At 66.2% G+C, this 25,267-nt stretch carries 26 protein-coding genes and 1 pseudogene; 16 read left to right on the forward strand and 11 right to left on the reverse strand.

Features of this window, described 5'->3' with window-relative positions; genetic code table 11:
• Positions 1–47 precede the first annotated feature (47 nt).
• From ligA to QM707_RS01350, 5 genes are all read right to left on the reverse strand, one after another.
• On the reverse strand, positions 48–2,102 hold the full coding sequence (gene ligA, locus QM707_RS01330) for an NAD-dependent DNA ligase LigA (RefSeq protein ID WP_415000200.1): 2,055 nt from the start codon (positions 2,100–2,102) through the stop codon (positions 48–50).
• A 78-nt stretch (positions 2,103–2,180) separates the two neighbouring features.
• On the reverse strand, positions 2,181–2,906 hold the full coding sequence (gene zipA / locus QM707_RS01335; RefSeq protein WP_415000072.1) for a cell division protein ZipA: 726 nt from the start codon (positions 2,904–2,906) through the stop codon (positions 2,181–2,183).
• Positions 2,907–2,961: 55 nt separating this feature from the next.
• On the reverse strand, positions 2,962–6,462 hold the full coding sequence (gene smc / locus QM707_RS01340; protein ID WP_415000073.1) for a chromosome segregation protein SMC: 3,501 nt from the start codon (positions 6,460–6,462) through the stop codon (positions 2,962–2,964).
• A 230-nt stretch (positions 6,463–6,692) separates the two neighbouring features.
• Positions 6,693–6,977 (reverse strand): BolA family protein, encoded by a 285-nt coding sequence (locus QM707_RS01345; RefSeq protein ID WP_415000074.1) that lies wholly within the window; start codon positions 6,975–6,977, stop codon positions 6,693–6,695.
• A complete protein-coding gene (locus tag QM707_RS01350; RefSeq protein ID WP_415000075.1) occupies positions 6,974–7,273 on the reverse strand; it encodes a YciI family protein in 300 nt (99 codons plus the stop codon). Before QM707_RS01350 ends, QM707_RS01345 begins: the two co-directional genes overlap by 4 nt.
• Positions 7,274–7,311: 38 nt before the next feature.
• Here QM707_RS01350 and QM707_RS01355 point away from each other — a divergent pair, with 38 nt between their 5' ends.
• The 5 genes and pseudogenes from QM707_RS01355 to QM707_RS01375 all read left to right on the forward strand — a co-directional run bounded on the left by QM707_RS01355 (position 7,312) and on the right by QM707_RS01375 (position 12,306).
• Positions 7,312–7,938: an L-threonylcarbamoyladenylate synthase gene (locus tag QM707_RS01355; RefSeq protein ID WP_415000076.1), complete on the forward strand. Its 627-nt coding sequence runs from the start codon at positions 7,312–7,314 to the stop codon at positions 7,936–7,938.
• 54 nt (positions 7,939–7,992) lie between these two features.
• Complete coding sequence (locus tag QM707_RS01360; RefSeq protein WP_415000077.1) at positions 7,993–8,961, forward strand: segregation and condensation protein A; 969 nt, start codon at positions 7,993–7,995, stop codon at positions 8,959–8,961.
• A gap of 14 nt (positions 8,962–8,975) precedes the next feature.
• Positions 8,976–9,664 (forward strand): annotated as a pseudogene (gene scpB, locus QM707_RS01365) (SMC-Scp complex subunit ScpB); the annotation flags it as partial.
• A gap of 16 nt (positions 9,665–9,680) precedes the next feature.
• Positions 9,681–11,381, forward strand: a complete 1,701-nt coding sequence (rluB, locus tag QM707_RS01370) for a 23S rRNA pseudouridine(2605) synthase RluB (RefSeq protein WP_415000078.1) — start codon at positions 9,681–9,683, stop codon at positions 11,379–11,381.
• Between the two features lie 145 nt (positions 11,382–11,526).
• Positions 11,527–12,306 (forward strand): hypothetical protein, encoded by a 780-nt coding sequence (locus QM707_RS01375; RefSeq protein WP_415000079.1) that lies wholly within the window; start codon positions 11,527–11,529, stop codon positions 12,304–12,306.
• Positions 12,307–12,368: 62 nt separating this feature from the next.
• Here QM707_RS01375 and QM707_RS01380 read toward each other — a convergent pair whose 3' ends face one another.
• From QM707_RS01380 to QM707_RS01405, 6 genes are all read right to left on the reverse strand, one after another.
• A complete protein-coding gene (locus QM707_RS01380) occupies positions 12,369–13,091 on the reverse strand; it encodes a CsgG/HfaB family protein (protein ID WP_415000080.1) in 723 nt (240 codons plus the stop codon).
• A 183-nt stretch (positions 13,092–13,274) separates the two neighbouring features.
• Positions 13,275–14,108 carry an amidohydrolase gene (locus tag QM707_RS01385; protein ID WP_415000081.1) on the reverse strand — a complete coding sequence of 278 codons (834 nt, stop codon included), beginning with the start codon at positions 14,106–14,108 and terminating at the stop codon, positions 13,275–13,277.
• Entirely contained in the window at positions 14,105–15,253 is a 1,149-nt protein-coding gene (locus QM707_RS01390) for a pyridoxal phosphate-dependent aminotransferase (RefSeq protein ID WP_415000082.1), read from the reverse strand. Before QM707_RS01390 ends, QM707_RS01385 begins: the two co-directional genes overlap by 4 nt.
• 79 nt (positions 15,254–15,332) lie before the next feature.
• On the reverse strand, positions 15,333–15,638 hold the full coding sequence (locus QM707_RS01395) for a hypothetical protein (RefSeq protein WP_415000083.1): 306 nt from the start codon (positions 15,636–15,638) through the stop codon (positions 15,333–15,335).
• Positions 15,635–16,015, reverse strand: a complete 381-nt coding sequence (locus QM707_RS01400) for a phage holin family protein (protein ID WP_415000084.1) — start codon at positions 16,013–16,015, stop codon at positions 15,635–15,637. Before QM707_RS01400 ends, QM707_RS01395 begins: the two co-directional genes overlap by 4 nt.
• Positions 16,016–16,051: 36 nt before the next feature.
• Positions 16,052–16,363: a DUF883 family protein gene (locus QM707_RS01405; protein ID WP_415000085.1), complete on the reverse strand. Its 312-nt coding sequence runs from the start codon at positions 16,361–16,363 to the stop codon at positions 16,052–16,054.
• Positions 16,364–16,652: 289 nt separating this feature from the next.
• Between QM707_RS01405 and QM707_RS01410 the strand changes: the two genes are divergently transcribed.
• From QM707_RS01410 to metX, 11 genes are read left to right on the forward strand one after another with little or no spacing between them, the layout of a single operon-like run.
• The gene (locus QM707_RS01410) at positions 16,653–17,477 is read left to right on the forward strand and encodes a glycosyltransferase family 2 protein (protein ID WP_415000086.1); all 825 of its coding nucleotides are present in this window, start codon (positions 16,653–16,655) and stop codon (positions 17,475–17,477) included.
• Between the two features lie 59 nt (positions 17,478–17,536).
• Entirely contained in the window at positions 17,537–18,166 is a 630-nt protein-coding gene (ccmA, locus tag QM707_RS01415; RefSeq protein ID WP_415000087.1) for a heme ABC exporter ATP-binding protein CcmA, read from the forward strand.
• Positions 18,163–18,846, forward strand: coding sequence for a heme exporter protein CcmB (ccmB, locus tag QM707_RS01420; RefSeq protein WP_415000088.1), 684 nt, complete (start codon positions 18,163–18,165; stop codon positions 18,844–18,846). The genes ccmA and ccmB overlap by 4 nt, the downstream gene beginning before the upstream one ends.
• Before the next feature lie 10 nt (positions 18,847–18,856).
• Positions 18,857–19,606 carry a heme ABC transporter permease CcmC gene (gene ccmC / locus QM707_RS01425; RefSeq protein ID WP_415000089.1) on the forward strand — a complete coding sequence of 250 codons (750 nt, stop codon included), beginning with the start codon at positions 18,857–18,859 and terminating at the stop codon, positions 19,604–19,606.
• A complete protein-coding gene (locus QM707_RS01430; RefSeq protein ID WP_415000090.1) occupies positions 19,603–19,749 on the forward strand; it encodes a hypothetical protein in 147 nt (48 codons plus the stop codon). The genes ccmC and QM707_RS01430 overlap by 4 nt, the downstream gene beginning before the upstream one ends.
• Entirely contained in the window at positions 19,746–20,225 is a 480-nt protein-coding gene (gene ccmE / locus QM707_RS01435) for a cytochrome c maturation protein CcmE (RefSeq protein ID WP_415000091.1), read from the forward strand. The genes QM707_RS01430 and ccmE overlap by 4 nt, the downstream gene beginning before the upstream one ends.
• Entirely contained in the window at positions 20,226–22,145 is a 1,920-nt protein-coding gene (locus tag QM707_RS01440) for a heme lyase CcmF/NrfE family subunit (protein WP_415000092.1), read from the forward strand. It begins immediately after the preceding gene.
• Positions 22,142–22,684 (forward strand): DsbE family thiol:disulfide interchange protein, encoded by a 543-nt coding sequence (locus QM707_RS01445; RefSeq protein WP_415000093.1) that lies wholly within the window; start codon positions 22,142–22,144, stop codon positions 22,682–22,684. Before QM707_RS01440 ends, QM707_RS01445 begins: the two co-directional genes overlap by 4 nt.
• The gene (locus QM707_RS01450) at positions 22,681–23,109 is read left to right on the forward strand and encodes a cytochrome c-type biogenesis protein (RefSeq protein WP_415000094.1); all 429 of its coding nucleotides are present in this window, start codon (positions 22,681–22,683) and stop codon (positions 23,107–23,109) included. Before QM707_RS01445 ends, QM707_RS01450 begins: the two co-directional genes overlap by 4 nt.
• Positions 23,109–24,104, forward strand: coding sequence for a tetratricopeptide repeat protein (locus QM707_RS01455; protein WP_415000095.1), 996 nt, complete (start codon positions 23,109–23,111; stop codon positions 24,102–24,104). The genes QM707_RS01450 and QM707_RS01455 overlap by 1 nt, the downstream gene beginning before the upstream one ends.
• Complete coding sequence (gene metX, locus QM707_RS01460; RefSeq protein ID WP_415000096.1) at positions 24,101–25,213, forward strand: homoserine O-acetyltransferase MetX; 1,113 nt, start codon at positions 24,101–24,103, stop codon at positions 25,211–25,213. Before QM707_RS01455 ends, metX begins: the two co-directional genes overlap by 4 nt.
• Positions 25,214–25,267 lie beyond the last annotated feature (54 nt).

Raw genomic sequence — 25,267 nt, forward strand, 5'->3', positions numbered from 1 at the left:
AGCGCGAGGCACTCGCAAGACGAAGGTACCGAGCCGCCAGCAGAAGTTCAGGAATATTGCGCGAGGAAAGCCAGCAGCTGCGCTTCGTCCCAGACTTCGATACCCAGCTCGAGCGCCTTGTCGAGTTTCGAACCCGCCGCCTCGCCAGCGACGACGAAGCTGGTCTTCTTCGAGACGCTGCCCGCCACCTTGGCGCCGAGAGCCTCCAGGCGATCGCCGGCCTGGTCGCGGCTCATCGCCGACAACGCACCGGTCAACACCACCGTCTTGCCGGCCAGCGGTCCTTCGGCCGAACGCTGCGGCGCCCCTTCCGGCCAATGCACGCCGGCCGCGCGCAGTGCCGCGATGGCTTCACGGTTGTGCGCTTCGCGGAAGAAAGCGGCGATGCGCCGCGCCACGATCGGACCGACGTCCGGCACTTCCAGCAGGGCCGCCTCATTGGAGGCCATCAGCGGATCGAGCGCGCCGAAGAACTTGGCCAGGGTCTTGGCGGTGGATTCGCCGACATCGCGGATGCCGAGCGCGAACAGCAGGCGTTCGAGACTGGAGGACTTGCTCGCTTCGATCGCCGCCAGCAGGTTTTCCGCCCATTTCGTCGCGACCTTGCCGGCCTTGGCCGTCTCCGGCACCGTGCCGTCGCGTTCGTCCGCGCGCCGGCGCATATCGACGAAATCTTGCAAGCCGAGGCGATAGAGATCGGCCACGCCATGCACGAAGCCGAGGTCGACCAGATCTTCGACGATGCGATCGCCCAGTCCTTCGATGTCCATCGCCCGCCGCGAGGCGAAGTGGATCAGGGCTTGCGCGCGCTGCGCCGGGCAATAGAGGCCGCCGCTGCAACGCACGACCGCCTCGCCTTCTTCGCGCACCGCCGCCGAACCGCAAACGGGACAGGCTGCCGGCATCGCATAAGGCGGATTCAGCGGCTGCCCGGCGGCGTCGATCGGGCGCTTCTCGTCGATGACGCGAAGCACTTCCGGAATCACATCGCCGGCACGCCGTACGATGACGGTATCGCCGACCCGGACGTCCAACCGCGCGATCTGGTCGGCATTGTGCAAGGTCGCATTGGTGACGACGACGCCGGCCACGTTCACCGGCGCCAGTCGCGCCACCGGCGTAATCGCCCCGGTGCGCCCGACCTGGACGTCGATGGCTTCCACCGTCGTTGTCTGTTCCTGCGCCGGATACTTGTGCGCCAACGCCCAGCGCGGTGCGCGGGAAACGAAGCCCATCGCATTCTGCTGATCGAAACGGTCGAGCTTGTAGACCACGCCGTCGATGTCGTACGGCAGCGCATCGCGCTTTTCGCCGATGCGGCGGAAATAAGCCAGCAAGCCTTCCAGGCCGGTGGCTTCGTCGGCCTCGGGCGACACGGCGAAACCGAACTCGCGCAGCGCCGCCAGCATGCGCGTATGACGTGCCGGCGGAGTCCAGCCCTCGACGGCGCCGAGCGCGTAGGCGAAAAAGGCCAGCGGACGCGACGCAGTGATCTTCGGATCGAGCTGGCGCAAGGAGCCGGCAGCGCCGTTGCGCGGGTTGGCCAGCGTCTTTTCGCCGCGCTCGCGCGCCAGTTCGTTGTAGCGTTCGAACTCCTTGCGCGGCATGTAGACCTCGCCGCGCACTTCCAGCACGGACGGCGGCGAATCGCTGCGCAAGCGCAAGGGAATCGCTCTGATCGTGCGCAGGTTGGCTGTGACGTCCTCGCCGGTGGCGCCGTCGCCGCGGGTCGCGCCGCGCACGAACAGGCCGTCCTCGTAGCGCAGGCTGATGGCCAGTCCGTCGAGCTTGGGCTCGACCGAGAACGCCGGCGCCTTGTCGCCCGTCGCCTGCACGATGCGATCGACGAAATCGTCCACGTCCTCGTCGTTGAACGCGTTGTTCAACGACAGCATCGGCACCTCGTGCCTGACTTCGGCGAAGTTGCGCGACGGCAGCGCACCAACGCGCTGGGTCGGCGAATCGGGACGGACCAGCGCTGGAAAGTCCGCCTCGATGCGCCGCACCTCGACCACCAGCCGGTCGTAGTCGGCATCGGGAATGGAGGGCTCGTCCAGCACATGGTAGCGGTGGTCGTGCGCCGCGATCTCGCGCAACAGCATCGCATGACGAAGCGCCGCTTCGTTCGGAACACCGCCGTTTTGATTCCTGGAGCCCGGCATACCGTTATCCGAGCCGGATCAACGACCGGGCTTGATGGTCAGCTTTTCCCGCGCGCGATCATAGGCGCGCAGCTCGTCGCGGATGTTGGCGATGCGCTGGCGTCCGAGCGCGTTGCGCTCCTCGTCGAGCAGCACGGCGTCGAGCAGCTCGGCCATGCGCTGCGCGGTCGGCAGCATGGTGTCCCAGGCATCGAGCGCCGCCAGCGGACCGGGCAAGGTCATGAAAAAGCTGATGCCGGGCGTCTTCAGGTCCTTGATCGTGCGCAGATCGAAATGACCCGGCTGCACGAGGTTGGCGACGCTGAAGATCGGTCCGTGTTCCGGATGCTTGTCCATCATGCGATGGAAGATGTTCATGTGGCCATAGATCAAGCCGGCTTTTTCGGCAGCGACCACCAGGTCGGGACCGTTGAGCGTATGACCCGCGCGAGCAGCGATGTAAAGCGTGACGATCTTGTCGAACTCGTGCGAGGGTCGCGAACCGACCTGCATGCCCGGCGGATCCTTCGGATCGCCGAGGCCGAGGTCGGGCTGTTCGACCGACGCCGGCTCGTGCGCTTCGGCCTCCAGAATCTCGCTCAGGGTCGGCTCCTGTCGGCGATCGGAACCGGTGCGTGGCGCCGGCGTGCGTTTGCCTTGATCCTTCTTGCGACGCGAGGTCAGCAGGATGATGGCGAAAAGGACCGCCGCCGCAACGGCGATGCCGATGCGCAGCAGGGCGGTATCGCTGAGTCCTTCGAACATCCCTACTCTCCTGCAAACCTTGCCGAACCCGACCGAAAATCAACCTGCCGCGACATCAGGCCGCGCCGGCGAGGCGCGCGGCCTCGGCCAGGTCGACCGATACCAGCCGGCTGACGCCCGGCTCGCGCATCGTGACGCCCGACAACTGCCGCGCCGCTTCCATCGTGGCCTTGTTGTGCGTGACGAAGAGGAACTGCACCTTCTCGCTCATCTCGGTCACCATCGAGCTGAAACGGCCGACGTTCGCTTCGTCGAGCGGCGCATCGACCTCGTCCAGCAGGCAGAACGGCGCCGGATTGAGCCGGAAGATCGAGAACACCAGCGCCACCGCCGTCAGCGCTTTCTCGCCGCCGGAAAGCAGCGAGATGTTCGACACGCGCTTGCCGGGCGGCCGCGCCATGATGGCGACGCCGGTATCGAGCAGATCCTCGCCGGTGAGCTCCAGGTAGGCATGACCGCCGCCGAACAGGCGCGGATACAGCTCCTGGATGCCGGCGTTGACGCGATCGAAGGTTTCCTTGAAGCGGCCGCGGGTCTCGCGGTCGATTTTCTTGATCGCGCCTTCGAGCGTTTCCAGGGCCGAGACCAGATCGGTGTTCTGCGCGTCCAGATAGGTCTTGCGCTCGCTCTGTTCCTTGTACTCCTGGATCGCCGCGAGATTGACCGGTTCTAGTCGGCGCATCTTCGCGTCGATATCGGCCAGCGTCTTGCTCCATGCCTCGAAATCGGCCTGCTCGGGCAAGGCCTGCAGCACGGCATCGAGTTCGAGACCGGCCGCGACGATCGCTTCCGACAACTGCTGCGACTTCAACGTCAGCGCCTGCGATTCGAGACGACGATTGGAAATCGCTTCGCGCTGCGCCAACGATTGCTGGTCGCGCTGCTGACGGGTCTGCTCGTACTTGCGCAGTTCCTGCTCGATCCCGTCGAGCGTGGAGCGCGCCGCCGCCAGTTCCTTTTCGACCAGCACGCGCTGATCCAGCACGGTCTGCCTCTCGCCCTGCAGGCGCAGGATCGGGGCATCGCCTTCCGCGAGCTGGGCCTTGAGTTCGTTCAAGCGCAATTCGAGTTGCGCGCGCTGGCTGCCCATGCGGGCCAAGGACTGGGTCAAGGCCAGGACGCGGGCGCGTTGCGCCTCAAGAGCCAACTGCAGCTGGTGCAGCGCATCGCGCGACTCGCGCGCGGTGTTGCGTGCCGCATCGCGCTGGTCGCTGAGCTGCCGGCGTTGCGAATCGAGCTGCTGGCGTTCGGTTTCCAGCTCGCCCATGCGCGCGACGGCTTGCTCGAGCCGGGTGCGCGCCTCGCGCGTCTGGCCCTGGGCTTCGTCCAGGTTCTGCGCCAGCGTCGCCAGCTCGCGATCGATGTTGCCGACGCGGGCCTGGGCCGACTCCAGGCGACTCTGGCTGCCCTGCAGCTGGCCGGCCAGTTCGGAGACGCTGCGATGGTTCAAGTACAGGGCACGCTGCGCGTCCTCGCGATGCTGCTCGGCCTCGAGCAACTTGTCGCGCATCAGCGTCAATGCCTCGTTGATCGACTGTTCCTTCTTCGTCGCGACGTCGATATCGGCGCGCAATTCACGGATCTCATTCTCGCGCGCCAGCGCGCCCTGCTGCGACTCGCCGCTGCGCAGCGCGCGCAACCAGCCGTGGCCCAGCCACTCGCCCTGCCGCGTCACCACCGCTTCGTCGTCGGCCAGCGCGGGCGCCATCGAACGGGCCGAAGCCGCGTCGTCCGCGATGCGGATCTTCGCCAGCAGTCGGCGCACGGCGGCCGGCCCCTGCACCTTCGTCGCCAGCGTACCGGCCGGCGAGGAGAAATCGCCTCCTTCGGCCACCAGGGCGATGCGGCCCTGCGCGAGGCCTGCCACGGCATCGAGCCACTCGGTCGGCGCGTCCACGGTCACCGCTTCGAGCAAGGAACCAAGCACGGTCTCGACCGCGGTCTCCCAGCCCTTGTCCACCTGCAGCACTTCGCCGAGGCGAGGATTGGCTTCCAGGCCCTGGGATTTCAGCCAGTCCAACGCACTGTTCTTTTCCTGGCCGAGCGCCGCGTGCTGCAAAGCTTCGAGCGAAGCCAGGCGTCCACGCGCGGACTGGATCTGCTTGCGCGTTTCCGATAGTTCGTTCTGCTGCTGGCGCTGCTGTTCCTGCAAGGCCGACAGGCCGCTCTTGCGCTGTTCGAGCGCCGCCGCGAGTTCGTCGAGACCGCCCTTCTTCTGGTCGTGCTCTTCCTTCATCGTCGCCAGCGCGGCGACGAGAGCGGAGGTATCCAGGCCGCCACGTTCGTTCGCCAGCGTTTCGCGGCGGCGCCCTGCGTCCAGCGACTGTTTTTCCAGGTACTCGATCTTGGTGCGCTCGACTTCGGCCCAGCGCGAGGCTTCCGCCTGCGCCTTCGCATAGGTATCCCAGCGCTGCTGCCATTCGTGCAAGGCGGTTTCGGCGATGCGAAGCGCTTCCTGGCGCTCGCCGTCGCTGCCTTCCATCGCGGCGGATTTCTGCTCCGCGTCGCCGATGGTCGTGCGCAGTTCGCCGAGCTGGCGCTCGTCGCCGGTGATATGTTCGCCGATCTGCGCGAAGGCGGCATCGGCCTCGGCGCGCGCCGTTTCCAGACGCTGCTTCAGCTCGCGCTGGTGGGTGATCTGCTGTTCGATGCGCGCGAGCTCGCCGCTGATGCGGTAACCCTCGGCCTGCACCTTGCCCAGCGCTTCGCTCGCTTCGCCCTGCTGCACGCGACAGGCTTCGATCTGCGCCTCCGCGGAACGCTGGTCGGCCTGGAACTGCTGCAGCTTGAGTTCTTCGGCCGTCATCGCTTCGCGCTGCACGGCGAGCTCACCGTCGAGCTTGCGATACTCCAGGCCCTTGAGCTGCGCGTCCTTTTCCCGGCGCTCTCCCTGCAGCGTCTGATACTGCTCGGCCGCGCGCGCCTGGCGACGCAGATGTTCGATCTGCTTGTCGACTTCTTCGCGCAGGTCGTTCAGGCGGTCCAGGTTCTCGCGCGTGGATTTGATGCGCGATTCGGTTTCCTTGCGCCGCTCCTTGTACTTGGAGATGCCGGCGGCCTCCTCCAGGTAAACGCGCAGGTCTTCCGGGCGAGCTTCGATGATCTGACTGATCATGCCTTGCTCGATGATCGAGTAGCTTCGCGCACCCAGACCGGTGCCGAGGAACAAATCGGTGATGTCGCGACGGCGGCAACGCGCGCCGTTGAGGTAATAGGTGGACTGTCCATCGCGGCTGACGGTGCGTTTGACCGAAATCTCGGCGAAGCGCGCGTACTCGCCGCCCACGGCGCCGTCGCCGTTGTCGAAGATGAGCTCGACCATCGCCTGGCTGACCGGCTTGCGCGAGGACGATCCCGAGAAGATCACGTCCGTCAGCGAATCGCCGCGCAAGCGGCTGGCCGAACTTTCGCCCATCACCCAGCGCACTGCATCGATGATGTTCGACTTGCCGCAACCGTTCGGACCGACGACGCCGGTCATGTTGGTCGGCAGATGCAGAACCGTGGGGTCAACGAAGGATTTGAAGCCGGCAAGCTTGATCGTCGAAAGGCGCATGGGCTGACACGAGTGATGCGGACACCGGACTCAGGCCGGCTGTCGGCGCCGAAGCGCCGCCGCGAAGCTACAGGGGGTCCGGATTACGGTCGACGACAGAGCCAAGTAGTTGATCTACAAGGAAACTCGCAGCGCCCGCAAGACGGTCACGGGGCAGTATAGCAGCGCCCGGCGGGGGCTCTGAAGGCATCCTGTAACGGGTTCAGCGGCCCGGAGCGGGCCGCTCCCGCTCAGCGCCCTGCCGCTTCGTCCGGCGTACGCGCCTGGATCGACAGGGCATGGATGTCGGTCTGCATCAGATCGCCGACGGCGGCATACACCTTGCGATGCCGGGCCAGCGGCGGCAGGCCCGCGAAGACCCGGCTGACGATCGACACGGCGAAGTGCCCGCGCCCGTCGCGGCCACCCGCATGGCCGGCGTGCTTGTGGCTTTCGTCCACGATGCGCAACTCCAGCGGCGCCAACGATTGCAGCGCCTCGCGGATCAAGCTGGTCCTGTCTTTCGGCTCGCTCACGGCAGGACCTGCCGGAAGGCCTTCACCTCGACCCGCGCGTAGACACCGGCCGCCAGGTAGGGATCGGCATCGGCCCAGCGTTGCGCTTCCTCCAGCGACTCGAACTCCGCGACGATCAGGCTGCCGCTAAATCCTGCCGGGCCGGGGTCTTCGGCGTCGATGGCCGGGAAGGGACCGGCCAGGCGCAAGCGACCGGCGTCGCGCAAGGCCTCGAGACGCGCAAGATGCGCCGGCCGCGAGGCCTGGCGCGCGTCCAGCGAGCCAGATCGATCCGTTCCGATGATCGCGTACCACATGGCTATGCCTCAGGCTCAAGTCGCCGCATCATACCGGCATGTCCCAACGCTTCGATGTCCATCCGGTCACGCCGCAGGAACGGCTGATCGGAAAGGCTGCGGAAACCCTGAAGTCGGGAGGCTTGGCGCTCTGCCCCAGCGACGCCGGTTACGCTTTCGTCTGGGCGCTGAGCGGTGTCGAAGCGGAAGGCCGCGTCCTGAGGCTGCGGCAACTGGACAGCCGCCATCCTTTCACCTTACTCTGTCGGACATTGAGTGAGGCCGGCCGTCTGGCCCGGCTCGACGATCCGGCCTTCAGGCTCCTGAGATCGCTGACCCCCGGCTCCTGTACGTTCATCCTTCCGGCCTCACCGGAAATACCTAAACGTCTGAAAAACAGCGGCCGCAGCAAGCGCCGCGACATCGGTATCCGCTTGCCCGATCACGTCGTGACCCGGGCCTTGCTGGAAGCGATGGGGGAACCGCTGCTTTCGGCCAGCCTGGTGCTGCCGGACGAAGAAGGCCTCGCCAGTCACGAAGCCGAATCGGTGGCTGAGCGGAGTTTGCGCTGGGTTGACGTCATGTTGGACGCAGGAGACTGCGAACCGGGACCGACCAGCATCGTGGATTGCATGGGCGATGAGCCCGTCGTCGTGCGTCAGGGCTTCCATCCCGTGACGCTCTAAGGCTGTACACCCGCCCACAGGGGCTCGCTCGCAAGAGCCAAACCGAATCGATTGATGAGCAACGCACCCGCGAACAGCGAACCCGCGCCCGAAGTCCCCGCTTCGACGGACCCGGCCGCGCCCCTGGCTGCGCAATCGCGACAGCAGGAGATGCCCCTGGCCATGGTCCTGGGGCAGCCGGTGCTGCAGATTCCGCAGGACCTGTACATCCCGCCCGATGCACTGGAAGTCATCCTGGAGGCCTTCGAAGGGCCGCTCGATCTGCTGCTCTACCTGATCCGCCGGCAGAACCTCGACATCCTCGATATCCCCGTCGCCGAGATCACCCGGCAGTACGTGGACTACATCGAGGTCATGCAGGACCTGCGCTTCGAGCTCGCCGCCGAGTATCTGGTGATGGCCGCGATCCTCGCCGAGATCAAATCGCGCATGCTGCTGCCCCGGCCACCGACAGAAGAAGGCCTGGAGGCCGACCCTCGCGCCGAACTGGTGCGGCGCCTGCAGGAATACGAGCGCTTCAAGAAGGCCGCCGAGGACATCGACCAGCTCGATCGCCTCGACCGCGACACCAGCCTGGCCAGCGCGTTCGTCCCCGATCGTGCGGTCAACAAGGTGCCGCCGGCGGTCGACCTGCGCGAGATGCTGCTGGCCCTGCGCGACGTACTGCGTCGCGCCGAGTTGTTCAGCCATCACGCGATCAGGCGCGAAGCGCTCAGCGTGCGCCAACGCATGGGCGAAGTGCTGAGCCGCCTAGCGAACGGCGAGTTCCACGGTTTCGAAATCCTGTTCAATCCCGAAGAAGGCAAGCTAGGCGTCGTCGTCACCTTCCTGTCCATCCTGGAACTGGCGAAAGAGCAGTTGCTGGAAATCGTGCAGGAAGCACCGCTCGCGCCGATCTACGTGAAATCCCTGGCCGCGGGCGGCGAAGCCGCCAACGATGCCGAACTGCCGCACCCGACCTCCGATGAGGATGGGCTCGAAGACTCCGCCGCTCCCACCGCGGCGAACGACGACCCGGCCTGAAACCGAAGAAACCCATGGATCAAGAACTGATCAAACGCATCGTCGAAGCGGCCGTGCTCGCCACTCCGCAACCCCTGACCCTGGCGCAGATCACCGCGCTGTTCCCCGAAGAAGGCGCCCCGGCCTCCGCCGATCTGCAACAGGCGATCGAAGCCTGCAGGCCGACTGCGAATCGCGCGGCGTGGAATTGGTCGAGGTCGCTTCCGGCTATCGCTTCCAGGTCAAGGCCGAAGTGCACGCCTTCGTCGCCCGCCTGTGGACCGAACGCCAAGCCAAGTACACGCGCGCCACGCTCGAAACCCTGGCGCTCATCGCCTACCGCCAGCCGATCACGCGCGGCGAAATCGAGCAGATCCGCGGCGTCGGCGTCAACGCCAACACCATCAAGATGCTGGAAGAACGCGAGTGGATCCGCGTCGTCGGCCACCGCGACGTACCGGGCCGCCCGGAACTGTTCGGCACTACGCGCAGCTTCCTGGATTACTTCGGCCTCAAGAGCCTGGACGAACTGCCGCCGCTGGCCGAACTGAAGGACATTCCCGAACTGGAACCGCAACTGCCCTTCGACATCGTGCCGGCCGTGGTGGCCAATGCGGCGATGGCGGACGAGATCGCGGATGAGGTCGCCGAAGAACTCGCCGCCGACGCCGATGCGCGTAGCGATGACGAAGATGCAAACAACGACGAGGCCGGCGAACGCGCCGAGCCGGAGCTGAAAAATGAGTGACAGCAAAACCAAGAAGACCCTCTCGCTGAAGAGCAAGGGCGAAGAGACCGCCGGCAAGATCGAAGAACGCCTGCACAAGGTACTGGCGCAGGCCGGACTGGGATCGCGCCGTGCGCTGGAAGAGCGCATCGCCAGCGGCCTCGTGCGCGTCAACGGCGAGACGGCGCGCACCGGCCAGTCGGTTTCCGGCGGCGACCGCATCGAAATCGATGGCAAGACCTTCGTCACCAGCACGCTGACCGAACCGGCGAGCGTGTTGATCTACAACAAGCCGGAAGGCGAAGTCACGACGCGCGAGGACCCCGAAGGCCGCCCGACCATCTTCGAATCGCTGCCGCGGCTCAAGGGCGCGCGCTGGATCGCCGTCGGCCGCCTCGACATCAATACCACCGGCCTGTTGCTGTTGACCACCGACGGCGAACTGGCCAACGCGCTGATGCACCCGTCGAGCGAGGTCGAACGCGAGTACATCTGCCGCATCCACGGCGAAGTGCCCGACAACATCGTCGATCGCCTTGCGCGTGGCGTCGCGCTCGACGACGGCCCGGCGAAATTCGACAAGATCGAGCGCATCGGCTCCAGCGATTCCCACGCGTGGTTCCAGGTCGTGCTGTCGGAGGGCCGCAATCGCGAAGTCCGTCGCCTGTGGGAGTCCCAGGGCTATCAGGTCAGCCGCCTGAAGCGCGTTCGCTACGGCGATGTCACCCTGCCCCGCCTGCTCAAGCGCGGCCATTGCGTCGAAATGGAAGCCGAGCAAGTGGAAGCGCTGCGCAAGCATTTCGGCCTGGAAAACCAGGCGCCGGTACTGACGCTGCAACCCGTCATCGGCCAGCGCAAGTCGCGCCCGATGGAAATCCGCGTCGGCAAGGATCGCCATCAGGCCTCGTACGTCAACGGCCACGTCAACGACGAGGCGCGCGAACTGCGCCGCTTCGATCATGTCCGCGAAGACAAGCCGCGAGGCCGCGGCCGCGGCAAGCCGGGCGGCGGTTACAAGGGCAAGGGCGGCAAGCCCTTCGCCGGCCCGATGGGTGCGGACGCGCCGTACCGTGAAGGACAGGCACCGCGCCCGCCCCGCGGCGGCAAACCCGGATTCAAGGGCAAGAAGCCGTTCGCCGGCCCGCGCGACGACAACTTCGGCAATCGCATCGACGACGCCCCGCGTGCGCGCAAACCCTTCGGCGAACAGCGCGGGCCTCGCCCGCATGGCCAGGGCGAGCGGCCGTTCGGCGAGCGCAACGAGCGCGGCCCGCGCGGTCAGGCGCCGGGTGGATTCAAGGGCAAGCCCCGCGGACCGAATCCGGCCCACGGTGCGGGCGGCAACTCCGCCGAGTTCCGCAGCTGGTACGTGCCCGATGGCGTGGAGACCGGTTCCAAGGTCGCTCCCCCGCGTCATGCGCGTGGTCCGAAGCCGCAGGGTCAACGTGGGCCGCGCCCGCAGGGCGACGGCCCCTATCAGAATCGCGGCCCGCGCCCGCAGGGTGATCGCCCGCAACATGGCCGTGGTCCGCGCCCGCAAGGCGAAGGCCCGCATCAGAACCGTGGGCCCCGGCCGCAAGGCGATGGTCCCTATCAGAACCGTGGACCCCGACCGCAGGGCGATCGTCCGCAGCAGAACCGGGGTCCGCGCAAGCCGGGTGGCGCACCGGGTCCGTATCGCAAGCGCCCTGACGGGTTGCCGTCGGACGATTGATCCGATCGAGAAACGACAAAACCCGCCGCGAGGCGGGTTTTGCTTTCCCGCGATCGCAGGAAGAAGACAAGCATTACCACGTTGCATCGAGTTCATGCTCTAGACGGCGATGGGAAGTTTGATCCCGGGCCACCGGGGAAAACTTATGACACCGCATCGAATGCTTCTACTGGCGCCGGGCCTGATCGCCCTCGCCGCCTGCTCCCGCACGATCGACATCGCCGACCACGACGGCAAGGCGCTGGCCGCCGCCATCCATGCAGCGAACGCCGACGCCGGCAAGACGACGATCCGCCTGGCCAAACGAGGGATGTACGTGATCGATGCGCCGGCCGAGCCCGGCCTGCTGCTGCCGAGCGTTCGCGGACATATCGAGATCCAGGGCAATGGCGCCGAGATCCGCGCCTATACCGACCAGCCCGTCGCCCTGCTGCAGGTGGAAACGAAGGGCGAGCTCCGACTGCAAAGCCTGAGCCTCGCGGAAGGCAGCGACGGCGCGATTCGCAATTTCGGTGAGCTGGAGTTCGAGCGCGTCAGCATCGTCGACAGTTCGGCCCAGCGCGCCAACGCGATCGTGCTGAATCACGGGACGCTGCACGCCGAGGACAGTCGCATCGCCTACAACGGGCTGAGCCCGGCGCTACGCGATGCCGGCACGGTATTGAACTACGGGCGCATCGAACTCGACCGCAGCGCCATCCACGACAACTACACGTTGGGCAAGTACCCCAGTCTCGCGGTAGCCGGCGGCGTGCTGAACTACGGCGAACTTCGCGTGGACGGATTGACGATGGCCAACAACAACGCCGACAACGGCGGCGACCTGCTGAGCACCACCGGCATCCTGAATCTCGGCAACGGCCGTGTTTCCGGCGACATCGCCAGCATCCGCGAGACCTTGCCCGTCGCCGCGTTGGGGCGATAGGCGAAGCGGCTCGCAAAGAAAAAGGCCGGCTTACGCCGGCCTTTTTTTGTGAATCGCTTCGCTCAGTCGAGCTTGAGCGCACCGCTGGTTTTTTCGCGGCGACGCTGCTCCTGCGCGTTGAACTTCGCCTCGCAACCGTCCTGGCGGACCATCACGCAATCCAGATAGTCGCTGACCATCACCACGGCGGCACGGATCGCCTTGCCGGCCGGCGTGTTCTGCTGGCTGGCGAGGCTGCCGCCCCAACCACCGCGATAGACGCCGACCGACATGCCGCTGCCCTTGGACGTGCCTTCGATGGTGCGCGAGTAGGAGATCTCGCCGGTCGTCGTATCGACCACGCGGATGTCGATGGCGATATAGGCCGATTCCGACTTGCCGCCGACCGAGATGCCGCCGAAGCTCAGGCCGCCGCCGGTGCTCTTGGTATTCTCCTCGTACGAGGTGACGGTGCCCATCACCAGATACTGCGCGCCGGCGAGCTTGCCCATCTGGGCCGCGTTGCTGGCCTTGGCACGGCCCGAGGCCATCAGGTTCTGCTCTTCAAGCACGTTCTGGATCTTGCTGCGCTCGACCATGCGGAACGAGCCGGTGTTTGACATCTCGTTGCTGAGCATGCCGGCCAGGTCGCTACCGACGCTGGCGCCCCACCAGCCCGCGCTGGTCTCGTTCTTGAACTCGGCGACGGCGATGACCGGCTTGCCGCCGTCCTGCGCCAGCGCTACGGGGCTGGCAACGGCAAGGGCGAGCAAAAGCGCGCTGCCGTATTTGATGCGTTGATTCATGGATGGACTCCTGCGATAGCGGGGATGGCGAGTTCGTGGGGCGGGCGCGGCGACCAAGGATCGCCGCTGCCTGCGGGGGCTGCCTAGAGATTCAAGACGCAAATGGGACGCTTCCCCGGTCACCCTGGCCGCGAACGGCCCGACCAGCATACTCGCTTGCCGGCAATCCGGCGTCCCATGCGTTCAGCCCAGCAGTTCGAAGCGGTCCGCGTCGAGCTGGGCCGGGAAGCGCTCGCGATGGCTGCGCAGGGCCTCGGCCGAGAACACGGTCTGGACGACCTGGGGGCGGGCGTCGCATTCGACCTGGACTTCGCCCAGGGCATCGAGCGCGACGCTGTCGCCGGCATAGTCCAGGCCGTTACCGTCGCGCCCCGCCCGGTTCACCGCCGCGACGCAAGCGAGGTTCTCGATGGCCCGTGCCCGCAACAGCGTGCGCCAGGCATGGCGCCTGGCCGCCGGCCAATTGGCGACGAAGACCAGTAGATCGTAGTCGAAGCGCTCCGCAGCTTCGCGATCGAAGCGATTGCGGATGAACACCGGGAAACGCAGGTCGTAGCAGACCAGCGGGCAGATACGCCAACCCTTCCATTCCATCGTGAGGCGGTCGCGGCCAGCGGCGTAGCGCTCGTGCTCGCGCGCCATACGGAAAAGATGCCGCTTGTCGTAGTAGGCAAGGCCCCCGTCGGGCGTCGCCCAAAGCAGGCGGTTGAACACTTTGCCGGCTTCGACGGCTTCGTCGCGGATCTGCACGCTGCCGGTGACGGCCGCGCCCAGCGCCTGCGCCTGTTCGCGCAACCAGGCGACGGTCGGCCCATCCATGCCCTCGGCACGATGGATGGCCTCGTTGCTGAAGCCGGAGGTGAACGTTTCGGGCAATACGATCAGATCCGCCTGCCCGGCAAGCGGCGCCATCAGTTCGCCGTACATGCGCCGGTTGGCCTCGGGATCGTGCCAGACCGTATCGCCCTGCACGAGGGCGACGCGCAAATCCGATGCCGACAGTTCGTGTCCGCTCATACGCGCTGCAACCTTTCGATCGCCGCGTCCAGCGTGCTTTCGTTCTTGGCGAAACACAGCCGCGCCAGGCGCTGACCTGCCGGCGCCGTCTCGTAGAACGGCGACAGCGGAATGGCGGTCACGCCTTTCTCGATCGTCAGCCAGCGGCAGAACGCGGCATCGTCCAGGTCGCTGATCGCCGAATAATCCACCAGTTGGAAATAGCCTCCCGGCACCGTCAAAGGCTTCAGCCGGGTGCTGCCGAGCTGTTCGCGGAAGCGATCGCGCTTGGCCTGGTAGAAATCGCCGAGCGTTTCGTAGTGTTCGGGCGCCTGCTCGATCATCTCGGCGAAGGCCCATTGCGCCGGCGCGAAGCTGCAGAAGGTGTTGTACTGGTGCACCTTGCGAAACTCGGCCGACAGCGCCGGCGGCGCGATGCAATAGCCGATCTTCCAGCCGGTGCAGTGATAGGTCTTGCCGAACGAGGAAACGACGAAACTGCGTTCGGCCAGTTCCGGATAGCGCAACACGCTCTCGTGCCGGCGGCCGTCGAAGACGATGTGTTCGTAGACTTCGTCCGAGAGCAGGATGATCGCCGTATCGCGCAGGATGTCGGCCAACGCGCGCATGTCCGCCTCGGACAGCATCGCGCCGGACGGGTTGTGCGGCGTATTGATCATCAGCATGCGCGTGCGCGGCGTGATCGCGTCCTTGACCCGCTGCCAGTCCACCGAAAAATCGTCGGGATCGAGCGGCACGTGCACGGCGCGGCCACCGGCCAGGTCGATCGCCGGCTCGTAGCAGTCGTAGCAGGGGTCGAGCACGATGACCTCCTCGCCCGGGCGCACGACCGCGAGCACGGCATCGAAAATGGCCTCGCTGGCGCCGCTGGCGACGGTGATCTCGGAATCGGCATCGACGCTGCGGCCGTAGCAGCGCTGCGTCTTGGCGGCGATGGCCTGGCGCAGGGCCGGGATACCAGTCATCGGCGCATACTGGTTCTTGCCTTCGCGCATGGCGCGATCGAGGGCCTCGATCAGCCGCTCCGGCACCGGAAAATCGGGAAACCCCTGCCCGAGGTTGACCGCCTTGTGCTCCAGCGCAAGCTGGGACATGACGGTGAAGATGGTCGTGCCGACCTTCGGAAGCTTGGTGGAAATCTGCATGCGCTTTGCGGCTTCGCCGGAATTCGAATGCCCGCGATTATGCCGCAAGCGGGGCATCCGGACCGCGTGGCGAAGGAAGCTAGCGCCGCTTGCGGCGCGCGTCGAGCAGTTCGCGCAAGCGACGGGCGATACGCCAGCCCGCCAGTGCCAATGGAATGGCTTTCACGACCCATGCCAGGCGCGAAGCGGACAACAGCGCCGCCGCCGCACCGAGTCCGCCCGTCGCGCCGCCCAGCATGCCCAGCAACGCCGGCGCGCGCTGCAGGTGCGTCATCGGATTGCGCAATTCGGACAGGCTCGTGGTCACCTCGAGGCGGCAGGCTTCCGCTTCCAGCAACAGCAGGCGTTTGCGCAGTTCGCGCGGCGAAGGCGCAGGCCTGGTCATGGCAGCAGGCGCTCCCGATCCTTGCGCAACTCGTCGAGCGTCATCGCGAAGGGTTCTGGCCCGTTCTTCATCCGGCTCCAGGCCATGCCCAGGCAAACGACGGCAAGCAGCACGAAGAAAGCGAGCAAGCCGATCACCACGTAGACGCGCTGCGCGGGTTCGACCATCAGCACCAGGGCCAGTGCCAGAGTCAGCAGGAAGAGCAGGATCGACCCGGCGCCGACGATCAGCAGCACCAACGTGCGCGCCAGGCGATCGCGCGCCTCCTCCAACTCGATGCCGAAGACGCCCAGATGCGACTGCAGCAGCCCGAGCAGGCTGGCGATGAGCCGCTGCAGTGGCCCGGGTGGGGCCGGCTTGGGGTCCGCGTCGCTCATGACCGGCTCAGGGGAAAATCGTGGATCGCGCGCGGATCAGCGTCGGGAAACCAGCAGACCGACAAGGAAGCCGACGCCGGCAGCGATGCCGATCGACTGCCAGGGATTGTCGTGCACGTACTGGTCGGTGGCCTTGGCGGCGACCTTGGCCTTGTCGGCGACGAGTTGCTCGGTTTCCACGAGCTTGGCCTTGACCGTGCGCAGGTTGTTGGCGATGCGCTCGCGCAGCGCACTGGCCATCTCGCCGCCTTCGTGCGCTACGTCCTTTAGCATCGCCTCGGTATCGGCGAGCACGTCCTGCAGGTCGGACATCAGCTCTTCCTGGTCGCTCTTGGATTGCCTTGCCATGTCTATGTCTCCTGGGTGGTCGTTCGCCGCGCGAGCGGCGTGCGGTTCGAGTATAGGATCGATCTACGACAAAAACGGCCGGATCGGGACAGGCACCAGCGAAGGTTCAGCTTGTCACTGCCGACGCGGGAATGGAAGTCGTGCAGCCTGCGCGCCGGCTCCTGCAACACGCAATGTCGTGCCGGGACGCGGGTCGGCGCACGCCCCGTCCCTGGAGCAGGTCACAGGCGCCACTTGTTCGCGCGACAGGCGACCGACACACTGCCCCTCCGCAAGACGAAGGCCGATCATGAGCGAGACCCCGCGCGTCAGTGCGCTGATGCCTGCCTACAACGCTGCCGCATTCATCCAGCCCGTGCTCGATTCGCTGTCGGCGCAGGACGAGCCCGGCATGGAAGTGCTGATTTCGGTCGACGACTGCGACGACGGCACGTTCGAGATCTGCGAGGCGCATGCCTTGCGCGACCGCCGCTTCCGGGTTCTGCGGCAGGCATCGCGCCTGGGATGGATCGGCAACAGCAATTTCCTGCTCGGGCAGGCCATCGGCGAATACGCCATCTTCGCGTTCCACGACGATCGCCTCGCGCCCGATTGCATCAGCCGGCTCGCCCATACGCTCGACACCCACCCCGAGGCGGTCCTGGCCTACGGCGATACGGAGCTGACGCGAGTCGATGGAAGCCGCGAACATTGGCAATACGAAGCACTCGACGGCGTGACCGACCCCTTGGCGCGGGCTCGGCGCCTGCTCCGGCGCAATGGCCAATGGTGGGTGGCGATGCACGGGCTTTTCCGGATGGCGCAGGCGCGCCGCATCGGCGGGCTGAAGCTCCATGGCGCCGGCGCGTTCTCCGCCGACTGGCCCTGGCTGCTCCATCTGAGCCTGCTGGGCGATTTCGTCCGTGTGCCGGGGACGCTTTGCTTCAAGCGCTACCACCCGGACAGCCTCTCGCGGCGCTGGGCTTACTCACGCGAGGACTACTTCGAGGCGTCGGTCTCCTGCTTGCGCGAGATATGGAACTCACGGCTTTCCTCCCGTCAGAAGCTCGCGCTCGCCCTGCCCTTCATGCAGTGGCTGGAACGCCACCGCCGGGCGACGATTTGCTCGAACTGAGGACGAAAGCCGGCGTGCGACTGGGGGATTTGCCATTGCCCCGGTAAAATGCCGGCCTCATGACTGCGCCCCCCGATGCCACGCCCCTGCTCGAATGCCGCGGACTTGAGTTCGCGCGCAACGACGAGCGCATTTTCGGCCCCCTGGATTTTCATCTCGCGCCGGGCATGGCACTGCAGGTGTTGGGCGGCAACGGTGCCGGAAAAACGACCTTGCTGCGCGTGCTGGCAGGCCTGCTCGCGACGACCACGGGCGAAGTGCGTTCGAACGGCAGGATCGTCGATCAGGGCCATCTTCTGAGCGGCAGCGCCTTCCTCGGTCACCTGCCCGGCCACAAGGCGGACCTGAGCGCGATGGAAAACCTGCAGTTCTCGTCAGCCCTGCTCGGCTCCGGACGAGCGCTCGATCAGGTGCTGACGCGCGTAGGCCTGGCTGGTTACGAGGACAGCCTTGCCCGCCGACTTTCCGCCGGACAGAACAAGCGACTGGCCCTGGCGCGGCTGCTGCTGTCGTCGGCGCGCCTGTGGTTGCTCGACGAGCCCTACGCCAATCTCGACCTCGATGGCATCGCCCTGGTGAACGAGCTGATCGGCGACCACGTCGGCAACGGCGGCGGCGTGCTGCTGACCACGCACGGCGCCTACGCGGCACCGCCGGTGCCGATCGCCACGCTGGAGCTGCGCGCATGAGCGCCCCTTCGTTGGTGTCGCTGGCGAAGGCACAGGCGCAGCGCGACCTGCGCCTGCTGTGGCGACGACGCGGCGATGCGTTGCAGCCCGTGCTCTTCGCACTGATGGTGATCGCGATGTTCCCGCTGGCCTTGGGAGCGGAGCCGGCGAAACTCGCGCCGATCGCGCCAGGCGTCCTGTGGGTGGCCGTTCTGCTTGCCGGCCTGCTGACGCTGGACTCGCTGTTCCGCAGCGATATGGACGACGGCAGTCTCGAACAGCTCTTGCTCGGGCAGGCGCCGCTGGCCTGGTTGATCGCCGTGCGGGTGGGCGTGCACTGGGCCGTGTCCGCCCTGCCCTTGCTGCTGTTGACTCCGGCCTTCGCCCAGTTGCTCGCCTTGCCTCCTGCGCTGCTGCAACCGCTGATGCTTGCCCTCGCCTTGGGTACGCCGCTGTTGAGCCTGATCGGGGCCGTGGTGGCCGCGCTGACGGTCGGTATCCGGCGGTCTGGTATCCTTCTCGCCGTATTGGCCCTGCCCATGTATGTGCCGGTGCTGGTGTTCGGCGCAGGCGCCGTGATGGCTGCCGCCCAGGGCCTGCCCTGGATCGGCGCGATCTACCTCCTCGCCTCCGGCCTGGTGCTGGCCCTGGTGCTGGCGCCGCTGGCCGCCGCCACCGCCCTGCGTATCGCCCTGACCTGACGACGTCGCCGTGAATCGTTTCCTGCTCTGGTTCCATCAAACCGGCTCGCCGCCCAACTTCGATCGTTTCGCCGAGCGCTGGACGCCCTGGGGTTTCGGGATCGGGTTCCTGACCCTGGCCATCGGCATCTACGGCGGCCTGTTCGTCGTGCCGGCCGACTACCAGCAGGGCGAGAACTTCCGCATTTTCTATATCCATGTGCCGAGCGCGTGGATGAGCCTTTTCATCTTCGTCGCCATGGCGGTGCAGGCGGTGATCGCCCTGGTATGGCGCATCAAGGCCTGCGAGATCCTGGCGATGGCCTGCGCACCGGTCGGCGCGACGTTCACCGCGATCACGCTGTTGACCGGCGCGATCTGGGGCAAGCCCACCTGGGGCACGTATTGGACCTGGGATCCGCGCCTGACGTCGGAACTGGTGCTGTTCTTCCTCTACGTCGGGGTGATGGGCCTGTACGCCGCCATCGAGGACCGCCGCGCCGCTGCACGCGCGGCCTGTTTCCTCGCGGTGATCGGCGTCGTCAACGTGCCGATCGTGCACTTCGCGGTGAACTGGTGGAACACCTTGCACCAGGGAACGACGATCAGCCTGCTCGGCAATTCGAAGATGGACTGGAGCATGCGCTGGCCGCTGATCTTCACCGTCATCGGGACCAAGGCCTGGTTCGTGGGCTCGCTGCTGCAACGCGCGCGCGCGCTGAACCTCGAACTCGAATCGGGCAGCGATTGGGCACGCGCTCAGGCGGAGGCATCGCGATGAGTTTTTCCTACCTCGCGGCCGCCTATTTCGCCTTCTTCCTGATCATGGCCTGGGACTGGCTCGGCCCGCGACTGCGCCTGGAAACGGCGCGTCGCGCGATCCTGGGGCGCCTGCGCCGCGAAGCGGCCAGGAAGTCGGCATGAACCCGACACGCAAGCGCCGCCTGGCGTTGGTCGGCCTGTTGCTGCTTGCTGCGGCGACCGCCGCCGTGCTGATCGCGTTCGCGCTGCAGGAAAACCTGACCTACCTGCATACGCCTTCCGAGGTGCGCGCCGGCAAGTCGCCGGCCGATGCCCGCTTTCGCCTCGGCGGCGTCGTTTGCCTCGGTAGCGTCAAGCGTACCAATGGCACCTTGCTGGTCGATTTTTCCGTAACGGACGGCCAGCGCCAGGTGCCGGTGCAGTTCAACGGCATCCTGCCCGACATGTTCAAGGAAGGCACCAGCATCATCGCGACCGGGCGCATGCAGCAGCAGCGCTTCGTCGCTACGGAAGTGCTGGCCAAGCACGATGAAACCTACATGCCCGAGGAAGTCGCGAAAGGCATGAGCCCGGAGATGCTGGCCAAGATGCGCGAAAGCGGCAATGCCACGCATAGCCTGAGCTGCGGAGCGAACTGAGTGCTGCCCGAACTCGGCCAGATCGCGCTGGCGCTGGCCCTGCTGCTGTCGTTGCTGCTGGGCGTACTGCCTTTGATCGGCGCGCAACGCGGAACGCCCGCGCTGATGGCGACGGCCCGGCCACTGGCCTACGCCGTGCTGGGTTTCGTCGCGTTCGCTTTCGCGATCCTGACCCATGCCTTCGTCGTACAGGATTTCTCGTTGGCCTATGTGGCGACGAACTCCAACTCCCTGCTGCCGGTGGTCTATCGCTATTCGGCCGTGTGGGGCGCGCATGAGGGCTCGCTGCTGCTTTGGGTGCTGATCCTCGCGCTGTGGATCGCCGCGGTGGCGCGGTTCTCGCGCTCCCTGCCCCTCGAAGTCGTGGCGCGCGTGCTGGCGGTGATGGGTTGGGTCGCGGTCGGCTTCCTCGCCTTCCTGATCTTCACCTCCAATCCGTTCGAACGCCTGTTGCCGGCGGCAGCGGAAGGTCGCGACCTGAATCCGCTGCTGCAGGATCCGGGCCTGATCATCCATCCGCCGCTGCTGTACACCGGCTACGTCGGCTTCTCCGTCGCGTTCGCTTTCGCCGTCGCGGCATTGATCGCCGGCAAGGTCGATTCGCAGTGGGTGCGCTGGTCGCGCCCGTGGACGAACATCGCCTGGTCTTTCCTCACCGTCGGCATCGCCTTGGGTAGCTGGTGGGCGTACTACGAACTCGGCTGGGGCGGCTGGTGGTTCTGGGATCCGGTCGAAAACGCCAGTTTCATGCCCTGGCTGGTCGGTACAGCCCTGCTGCACTCGCAGGCCGTAACGGAAAAACGCGGCAGCTTCCGCGGCTGGACCTTGCTGCTGGCGATCGCCGCGTTCTCCCTTTCCTTGCTGGGCACCTTCCTCGTTCGTTCGGGCGTGCTGACTTCGGTGCATGCTTTCGCATCGGATCCGCAACGCGGCCTGTTCATACTGATCTTCCTCGGCATCGTCGTCGGCGGGTCGCTGCTGCTCTATGCCTTGCGTGCGCCACGCGACGACACCGGCCAGCCGTTCGCCGCCTTTTCGCGCGAAACCCTGCTGCTCGCCAACAACCTTCTGCTGACCGCGGCCGCGGCGATGGTGCTGCTGGGAACGCTTTATCCGCTGCTGCTCGAAGCCCTGGACATGGGGAAGATTTCGGTCGGCCCGCCCTACTTCGGCCTGTTGTTCGGGCTGCTGATGATTCCGCTGGTGTTGTTGTTGCCGTTCGGTCCGCTGACGCGATGGCAGCGCGAGCAAGCGAACCTGCCGTTGAAGATGCTCGCGCCCTGGGCCTTGCTTGCCCTGCTCGCCGCTGCGATCGCTTTCTTCGCCTGGCCGCAGGGCAAACTGAAAACGGCCGCCGCGTTCCTTGCTGGACTCTGGCTGGCATTGGGCACCCTGCGTTTCATCCGCCAGCGTTTTGTCAAGGCGCAGGGACGCTTCACGGCCGAGATGATCGGCATGTGCCTGGCGCATGCCGGAGTCGCCGTGTTTTTCTTCGGCGTGCTGATGACCGAATCGCAGAGCCTGGAGAAGGACGTCGCCGCCAAGCCCGGCCAGAGTTTCGAGGTGCGCGGTTACCAGTTCCGTTTCGATGGCGTCGAACGCGTGCAGGGACCGAACTATCTTGCCGATCGCGGCACGGTGACGGTGACGCGCGATGAGCGAGCCGTCGCGACGCTGCATCCGGAAAAACGCGCTTACGCCAGCGGCGGGAGCATCATGACCGAAGCCGATCTCGACCCTGGTTTCACCCGTGACCTGTATGTCGCGCTGGGCGAACCAGTGGACGGAAACGGCGGCTGGGCCCTGCGCCTGCACGTCAAGCCTTTCGTGCGCTGGATCTGGCTCGGCGCGTTGATGATGGCGGCCGGCGGCATTGCCGTCGTCTTCGACAAGCGCTTCCGTCGACCGGTGACGGCATGATGCGGCGCTTCCTGCCCCTGCTGGCCTTCCTGTTGCTGGCCGCCTTGCTGTTCGTCGGCGTGCGGATGAACTCCGGCAAGGACACGAGCGCGATCCCCTCGCCACTGATCGGAAAGCCGGCGCCCGAATTCAGCCTACCCGTACTGGACCAGCCGGGCACGACGATGGCGAAGAAGGATTTCCTGGGCAAACCCTACTTGCTGAACGTCTGGGGCAGCTGGTGCCCGAACTGCCGCGTCGAACACCCGGTGATCAGCGCGCTGGCGCGCAGCGGAAAACTGCGCGTCGTCGGCTATAACTACAAGGACGAGGATGCCGAGGCGAAACGCTGGCTGTCCGAGTTCGGCAACCCGTATTCGGTCAACCTCGTCGATGCGGATGGGCGCGCCGCTTTCGATTGGGGCATCTACGGCGCACCGGAGAGTTTCATCGTCGATGCGAACGGTATCGTGCGCTGGAAGTTCATCGGCCCGATAGACGATTCCATCGTGCGCGAGCAGATCGGACCCTTGCTGATTCAACTGGAGCAAGGCCGATGAAATGCTGGTTGCTGCCTCTACTGTTGTTGTTCTTGTCCGCGACCGCATCCGCCGCCACTCCGCCGCAGTTCCGCGACGCCGCCGAAGAGACGCGCTTCCGTCAACTGACGGCCGAGCTTCGTTGCGTCATGTGCCAGAACCAGTCGCTGGCCGATTCCAATGCGCAGATCGCCCACGACCTGAGGCTGGAGGTCCTGCGCCTGATGCGCGAAGGCCGAAGCGATGCGCAGATCAAGCAGTTCCTGGTCGAACGCTATACCGATTTCGTGCTGTACAAGCCCGAGGTCAAGCCAAGCACCTGGCTGTTGTGGTTCGGCCCTCTGCTGATCCTCGGCGGTGGCGCGTTCGTCCTGCTGGGCATCGTGCGTGCGCGCCGCGCCAATGCGCCAAACGCGGCGCCGTCGCCTGACGAGCAGGAATGGTGATGACGATCTTCGTCCTGTCCGCTGCCTTGCTCGTTCTCGTCGCAGTCGCGTTCGCGACCGCACCGCTATGGCGCCAGTCGCGCGGCCTGGCGATGGCACTCGCCGTCATTCTTCCGCTCGGTGTCGTCGGGCTCTACCAGCTGCAGGGAACCCCGGCGGCCCTGGACCCTGCGAACCTACGGGCGCCGCAGAACATCGACGAAGCCATCGCGATGCTGCAGGCGCGCCTGGAACGCGAGCCCGACAATGTCGAAGGCTGGATCCTGCTCGCTCGCTCGCACGCAGCGCAGGAAAACTACGGGCTCGCGGCCAGGGCATATGCGCGCGCGCATGCCCTCGCCCCGGACGATGCCGATCTCGGCGTCGAATATGCCGAGGCGATGATGCGCAACGCCGGCGCCCAGGGCGCACCGGCGGAAGCGGTCGTTCTGCTGGAAGCGGCGCTTCGCGCCAACCCGAACAACCAGCGCGCCCTGTTGCTGTCCGGCATGCAACGCATGCAGGCGGGCAAACCGGCCGAAGCCAGCGCGCTGTGGGAACGTTTGCTGCCGATGCTGGAACCCGCCGCGGCCGGCGCTCTGCGTGCGCAGATCGACATGGCACGCGTCGCGGCGCAGTTGCCGCCCATGTCACCGATGGCCGATTCCAAACCGCTGTTGACGATCGAGGTCGGGATCGCTCCCGACCTGGCGGCGCAAGCGCGACCTGGCGACGTGCTCTTCGTTTTCGCGCGCAGCCCCGAGGGCGGCGGCCCGCCTTTCGCCGTCAAGCGAATCGCCCTCGACGCGCTGCCGATGCGGGTTACGCTCGGCGACGACGACAGCCCGATGCCGGCGGCGAAGTTGTCGGCGCAGAAGACGGTCCAGGTCGTTGCGCGCCTGTCGCGCAGCGGCAACGCGCAGGCCGGCAGCGGCGACATCGAAGCGGAACCGCTGACGGTTGATCTTGCAGACGCGGCCCCCATCAACCTGACGCTATCGCGACCGGTCCCATGACTGAATTCATCCCGCCCGGCACCCAGTTCGTCGACCTGCCTTCGCCTTTCCCGATGAAACGTGGCGATGCCCTGCACGCGGCACGCATGGCTTTCGAAACCTGGGGAAAGCTGGATTCATCCCGCGGCAATGCCATCCTGATACTGACGGGCCTGTCGCCGAACGCGCATGCGGCGGCGAACGAAGGAAATCCGGAAGCAGGCTGGTGGGAAGCCATGCTCGGGCCCGGCAAACCCATCGATACGGATCGCTGGTTCGTGATCTGCGTGAATACGCTGGGCAGTTGCAAGGGCTCGACCGGCCCGGCTTCGATCGACCCGGCGACCGGCGAACAGTACCGCCTTGCCTTTCCCGACCTGTCCATCGAGGACGCGGCACGCGCCGCCCACGCGGTGATCGAATCGCTCGGCATCGAACGTCTTGCCTGCGTGATCGGCAATTCGATGGGCGGCATGATGGCCCTGGCCTATCTCGCCCTGCATCCGGGCCGCGCCCGTTCGCATATCAACGTCTCGGGCAGTGCCCGCGCGCTACCGTTCTCCATCGCGATTCGCTCCCTGCAACGCGAAGCGATCCGTCTCGATCCGAACTGGAACCACGGTTCTTACGACGATGAACGCTATCCGGACAACGGCATGCGTATCGCGCGCAAGCTCGGCGTCGTCACCTACCGTTCGGCGATGGAATGGGATGGCCGATTCGGTCGCGTGCGCCTCGACAGCGAATGCCGGGAAGACGATCCCTTCGGCCTGGAATTCGAGGTCGAGCGCTATCTAGCCGGCCATGCGCAGCGTTTCGTCCGCCAGTTCGATCCCAACTGCTATTTGTACCTGTCTCGGTCGATGGACTGGTTCGACCTGGCGGAGTACACGGACGGCGACGTGATGAAGGCACTGGCCAGCATCAAACTCGAGAAAGCGCTCTCCATCGGCGTGCGCACCGACATCCTGTTCCCGCTGCAGCAGCAGGAACAGATCGCCGATGGCCTGCGCGCCGGCGGCGCCGAGACCGAGTTCGCCCCGCTGGAATCGCCCCAGGGGCACGACGCCTTCCTGGTCGACTTCGCGCGCTTCGGGCCGGTGATCTCGGGCTTCCTCGCCCGACTCTGAACGCGGCGGCCCCGTCGCAAGCGGGGTTTGATCTCGCGCAAGGAATCGCCCGCC

Source organism: Arenimonas sp. (assembly GCF_047602345.1).
In the GTDB taxonomy this organism is placed as follows: domain Bacteria; phylum Pseudomonadota; class Gammaproteobacteria; order Xanthomonadales; family Xanthomonadaceae; genus Arenimonas.

Bases quoted from the DNA above. Each gene is read 5' to 3' on its own strand.
- ligA (WP_415000200.1), bottom strand. From the start codon at position 2,102: ATGCTGTTGCGCGAGATCGCGGCGCACGACCACCGCTACCATGTGCTG.
- zipA (WP_415000072.1), bottom strand. From the start codon at position 2,906: ATGTTCGAAGGACTCAGCGATACCGCCCTGCTGCGCATCGGCATCGCC.
- smc (WP_415000073.1), bottom strand. From the start codon at position 6,462: ATGCGCCTTTCGACGATCAAGCTTGCCGGCTTCAAATCCTTCGTTGAC.
- QM707_RS01350 (WP_415000075.1), bottom strand. From the start codon at position 7,273: ATGTGGTACGCGATCATCGGAACGGATCGATCTGGCTCGCTGGACGCG.
- QM707_RS01355 (WP_415000076.1), top strand. From the start codon at position 7,312: ATGTCCCAACGCTTCGATGTCCATCCGGTCACGCCGCAGGAACGGCTG.
- QM707_RS01360 (WP_415000077.1), top strand. From the start codon at position 7,993: ATGAGCAACGCACCCGCGAACAGCGAACCCGCGCCCGAAGTCCCCGCT.
- rluB (WP_415000078.1), top strand. From the start codon at position 9,681: ATGAGTGACAGCAAAACCAAGAAGACCCTCTCGCTGAAGAGCAAGGGC.
- QM707_RS01375 (WP_415000079.1), top strand. From the start codon at position 11,527: ATGACACCGCATCGAATGCTTCTACTGGCGCCGGGCCTGATCGCCCTC.
- QM707_RS01380 (WP_415000080.1), bottom strand. From the start codon at position 13,091: ATGAATCAACGCATCAAATACGGCAGCGCGCTTTTGCTCGCCCTTGCC.
- QM707_RS01385 (WP_415000081.1), bottom strand. From the start codon at position 14,108: ATGAGCGGACACGAACTGTCGGCATCGGATTTGCGCGTCGCCCTCGTG.
- QM707_RS01390 (WP_415000082.1), bottom strand. From the start codon at position 15,253: ATGCAGATTTCCACCAAGCTTCCGAAGGTCGGCACGACCATCTTCACC.
- QM707_RS01395 (WP_415000083.1), bottom strand. From the start codon at position 15,638: ATGACCAGGCCTGCGCCTTCGCCGCGCGAACTGCGCAAACGCCTGCTG.
- QM707_RS01400 (WP_415000084.1), bottom strand. From the start codon at position 16,015: ATGAGCGACGCGGACCCCAAGCCGGCCCCACCCGGGCCACTGCAGCGG.
- QM707_RS01405 (WP_415000085.1), bottom strand. From the start codon at position 16,363: ATGGCAAGGCAATCCAAGAGCGACCAGGAAGAGCTGATGTCCGACCTG.
- QM707_RS01410 (WP_415000086.1), top strand. From the start codon at position 16,653: ATGAGCGAGACCCCGCGCGTCAGTGCGCTGATGCCTGCCTACAACGCT.
- ccmA (WP_415000087.1), top strand. From the start codon at position 17,537: ATGACTGCGCCCCCCGATGCCACGCCCCTGCTCGAATGCCGCGGACTT.
- ccmB (WP_415000088.1), top strand. From the start codon at position 18,163: ATGAGCGCCCCTTCGTTGGTGTCGCTGGCGAAGGCACAGGCGCAGCGC.
- QM707_RS01430 (WP_415000090.1), top strand. From the start codon at position 19,603: ATGAGTTTTTCCTACCTCGCGGCCGCCTATTTCGCCTTCTTCCTGATC.
- ccmE (WP_415000091.1), top strand. From the start codon at position 19,746: ATGAACCCGACACGCAAGCGCCGCCTGGCGTTGGTCGGCCTGTTGCTG.
- QM707_RS01445 (WP_415000093.1), top strand. From the start codon at position 22,142: ATGATGCGGCGCTTCCTGCCCCTGCTGGCCTTCCTGTTGCTGGCCGCC.
- QM707_RS01450 (WP_415000094.1), top strand. From the start codon at position 22,681: ATGAAATGCTGGTTGCTGCCTCTACTGTTGTTGTTCTTGTCCGCGACC.
- QM707_RS01455 (WP_415000095.1), top strand. From the start codon at position 23,109: ATGACGATCTTCGTCCTGTCCGCTGCCTTGCTCGTTCTCGTCGCAGTC.
- metX (WP_415000096.1), top strand. From the start codon at position 24,101: ATGACTGAATTCATCCCGCCCGGCACCCAGTTCGTCGACCTGCCTTCG.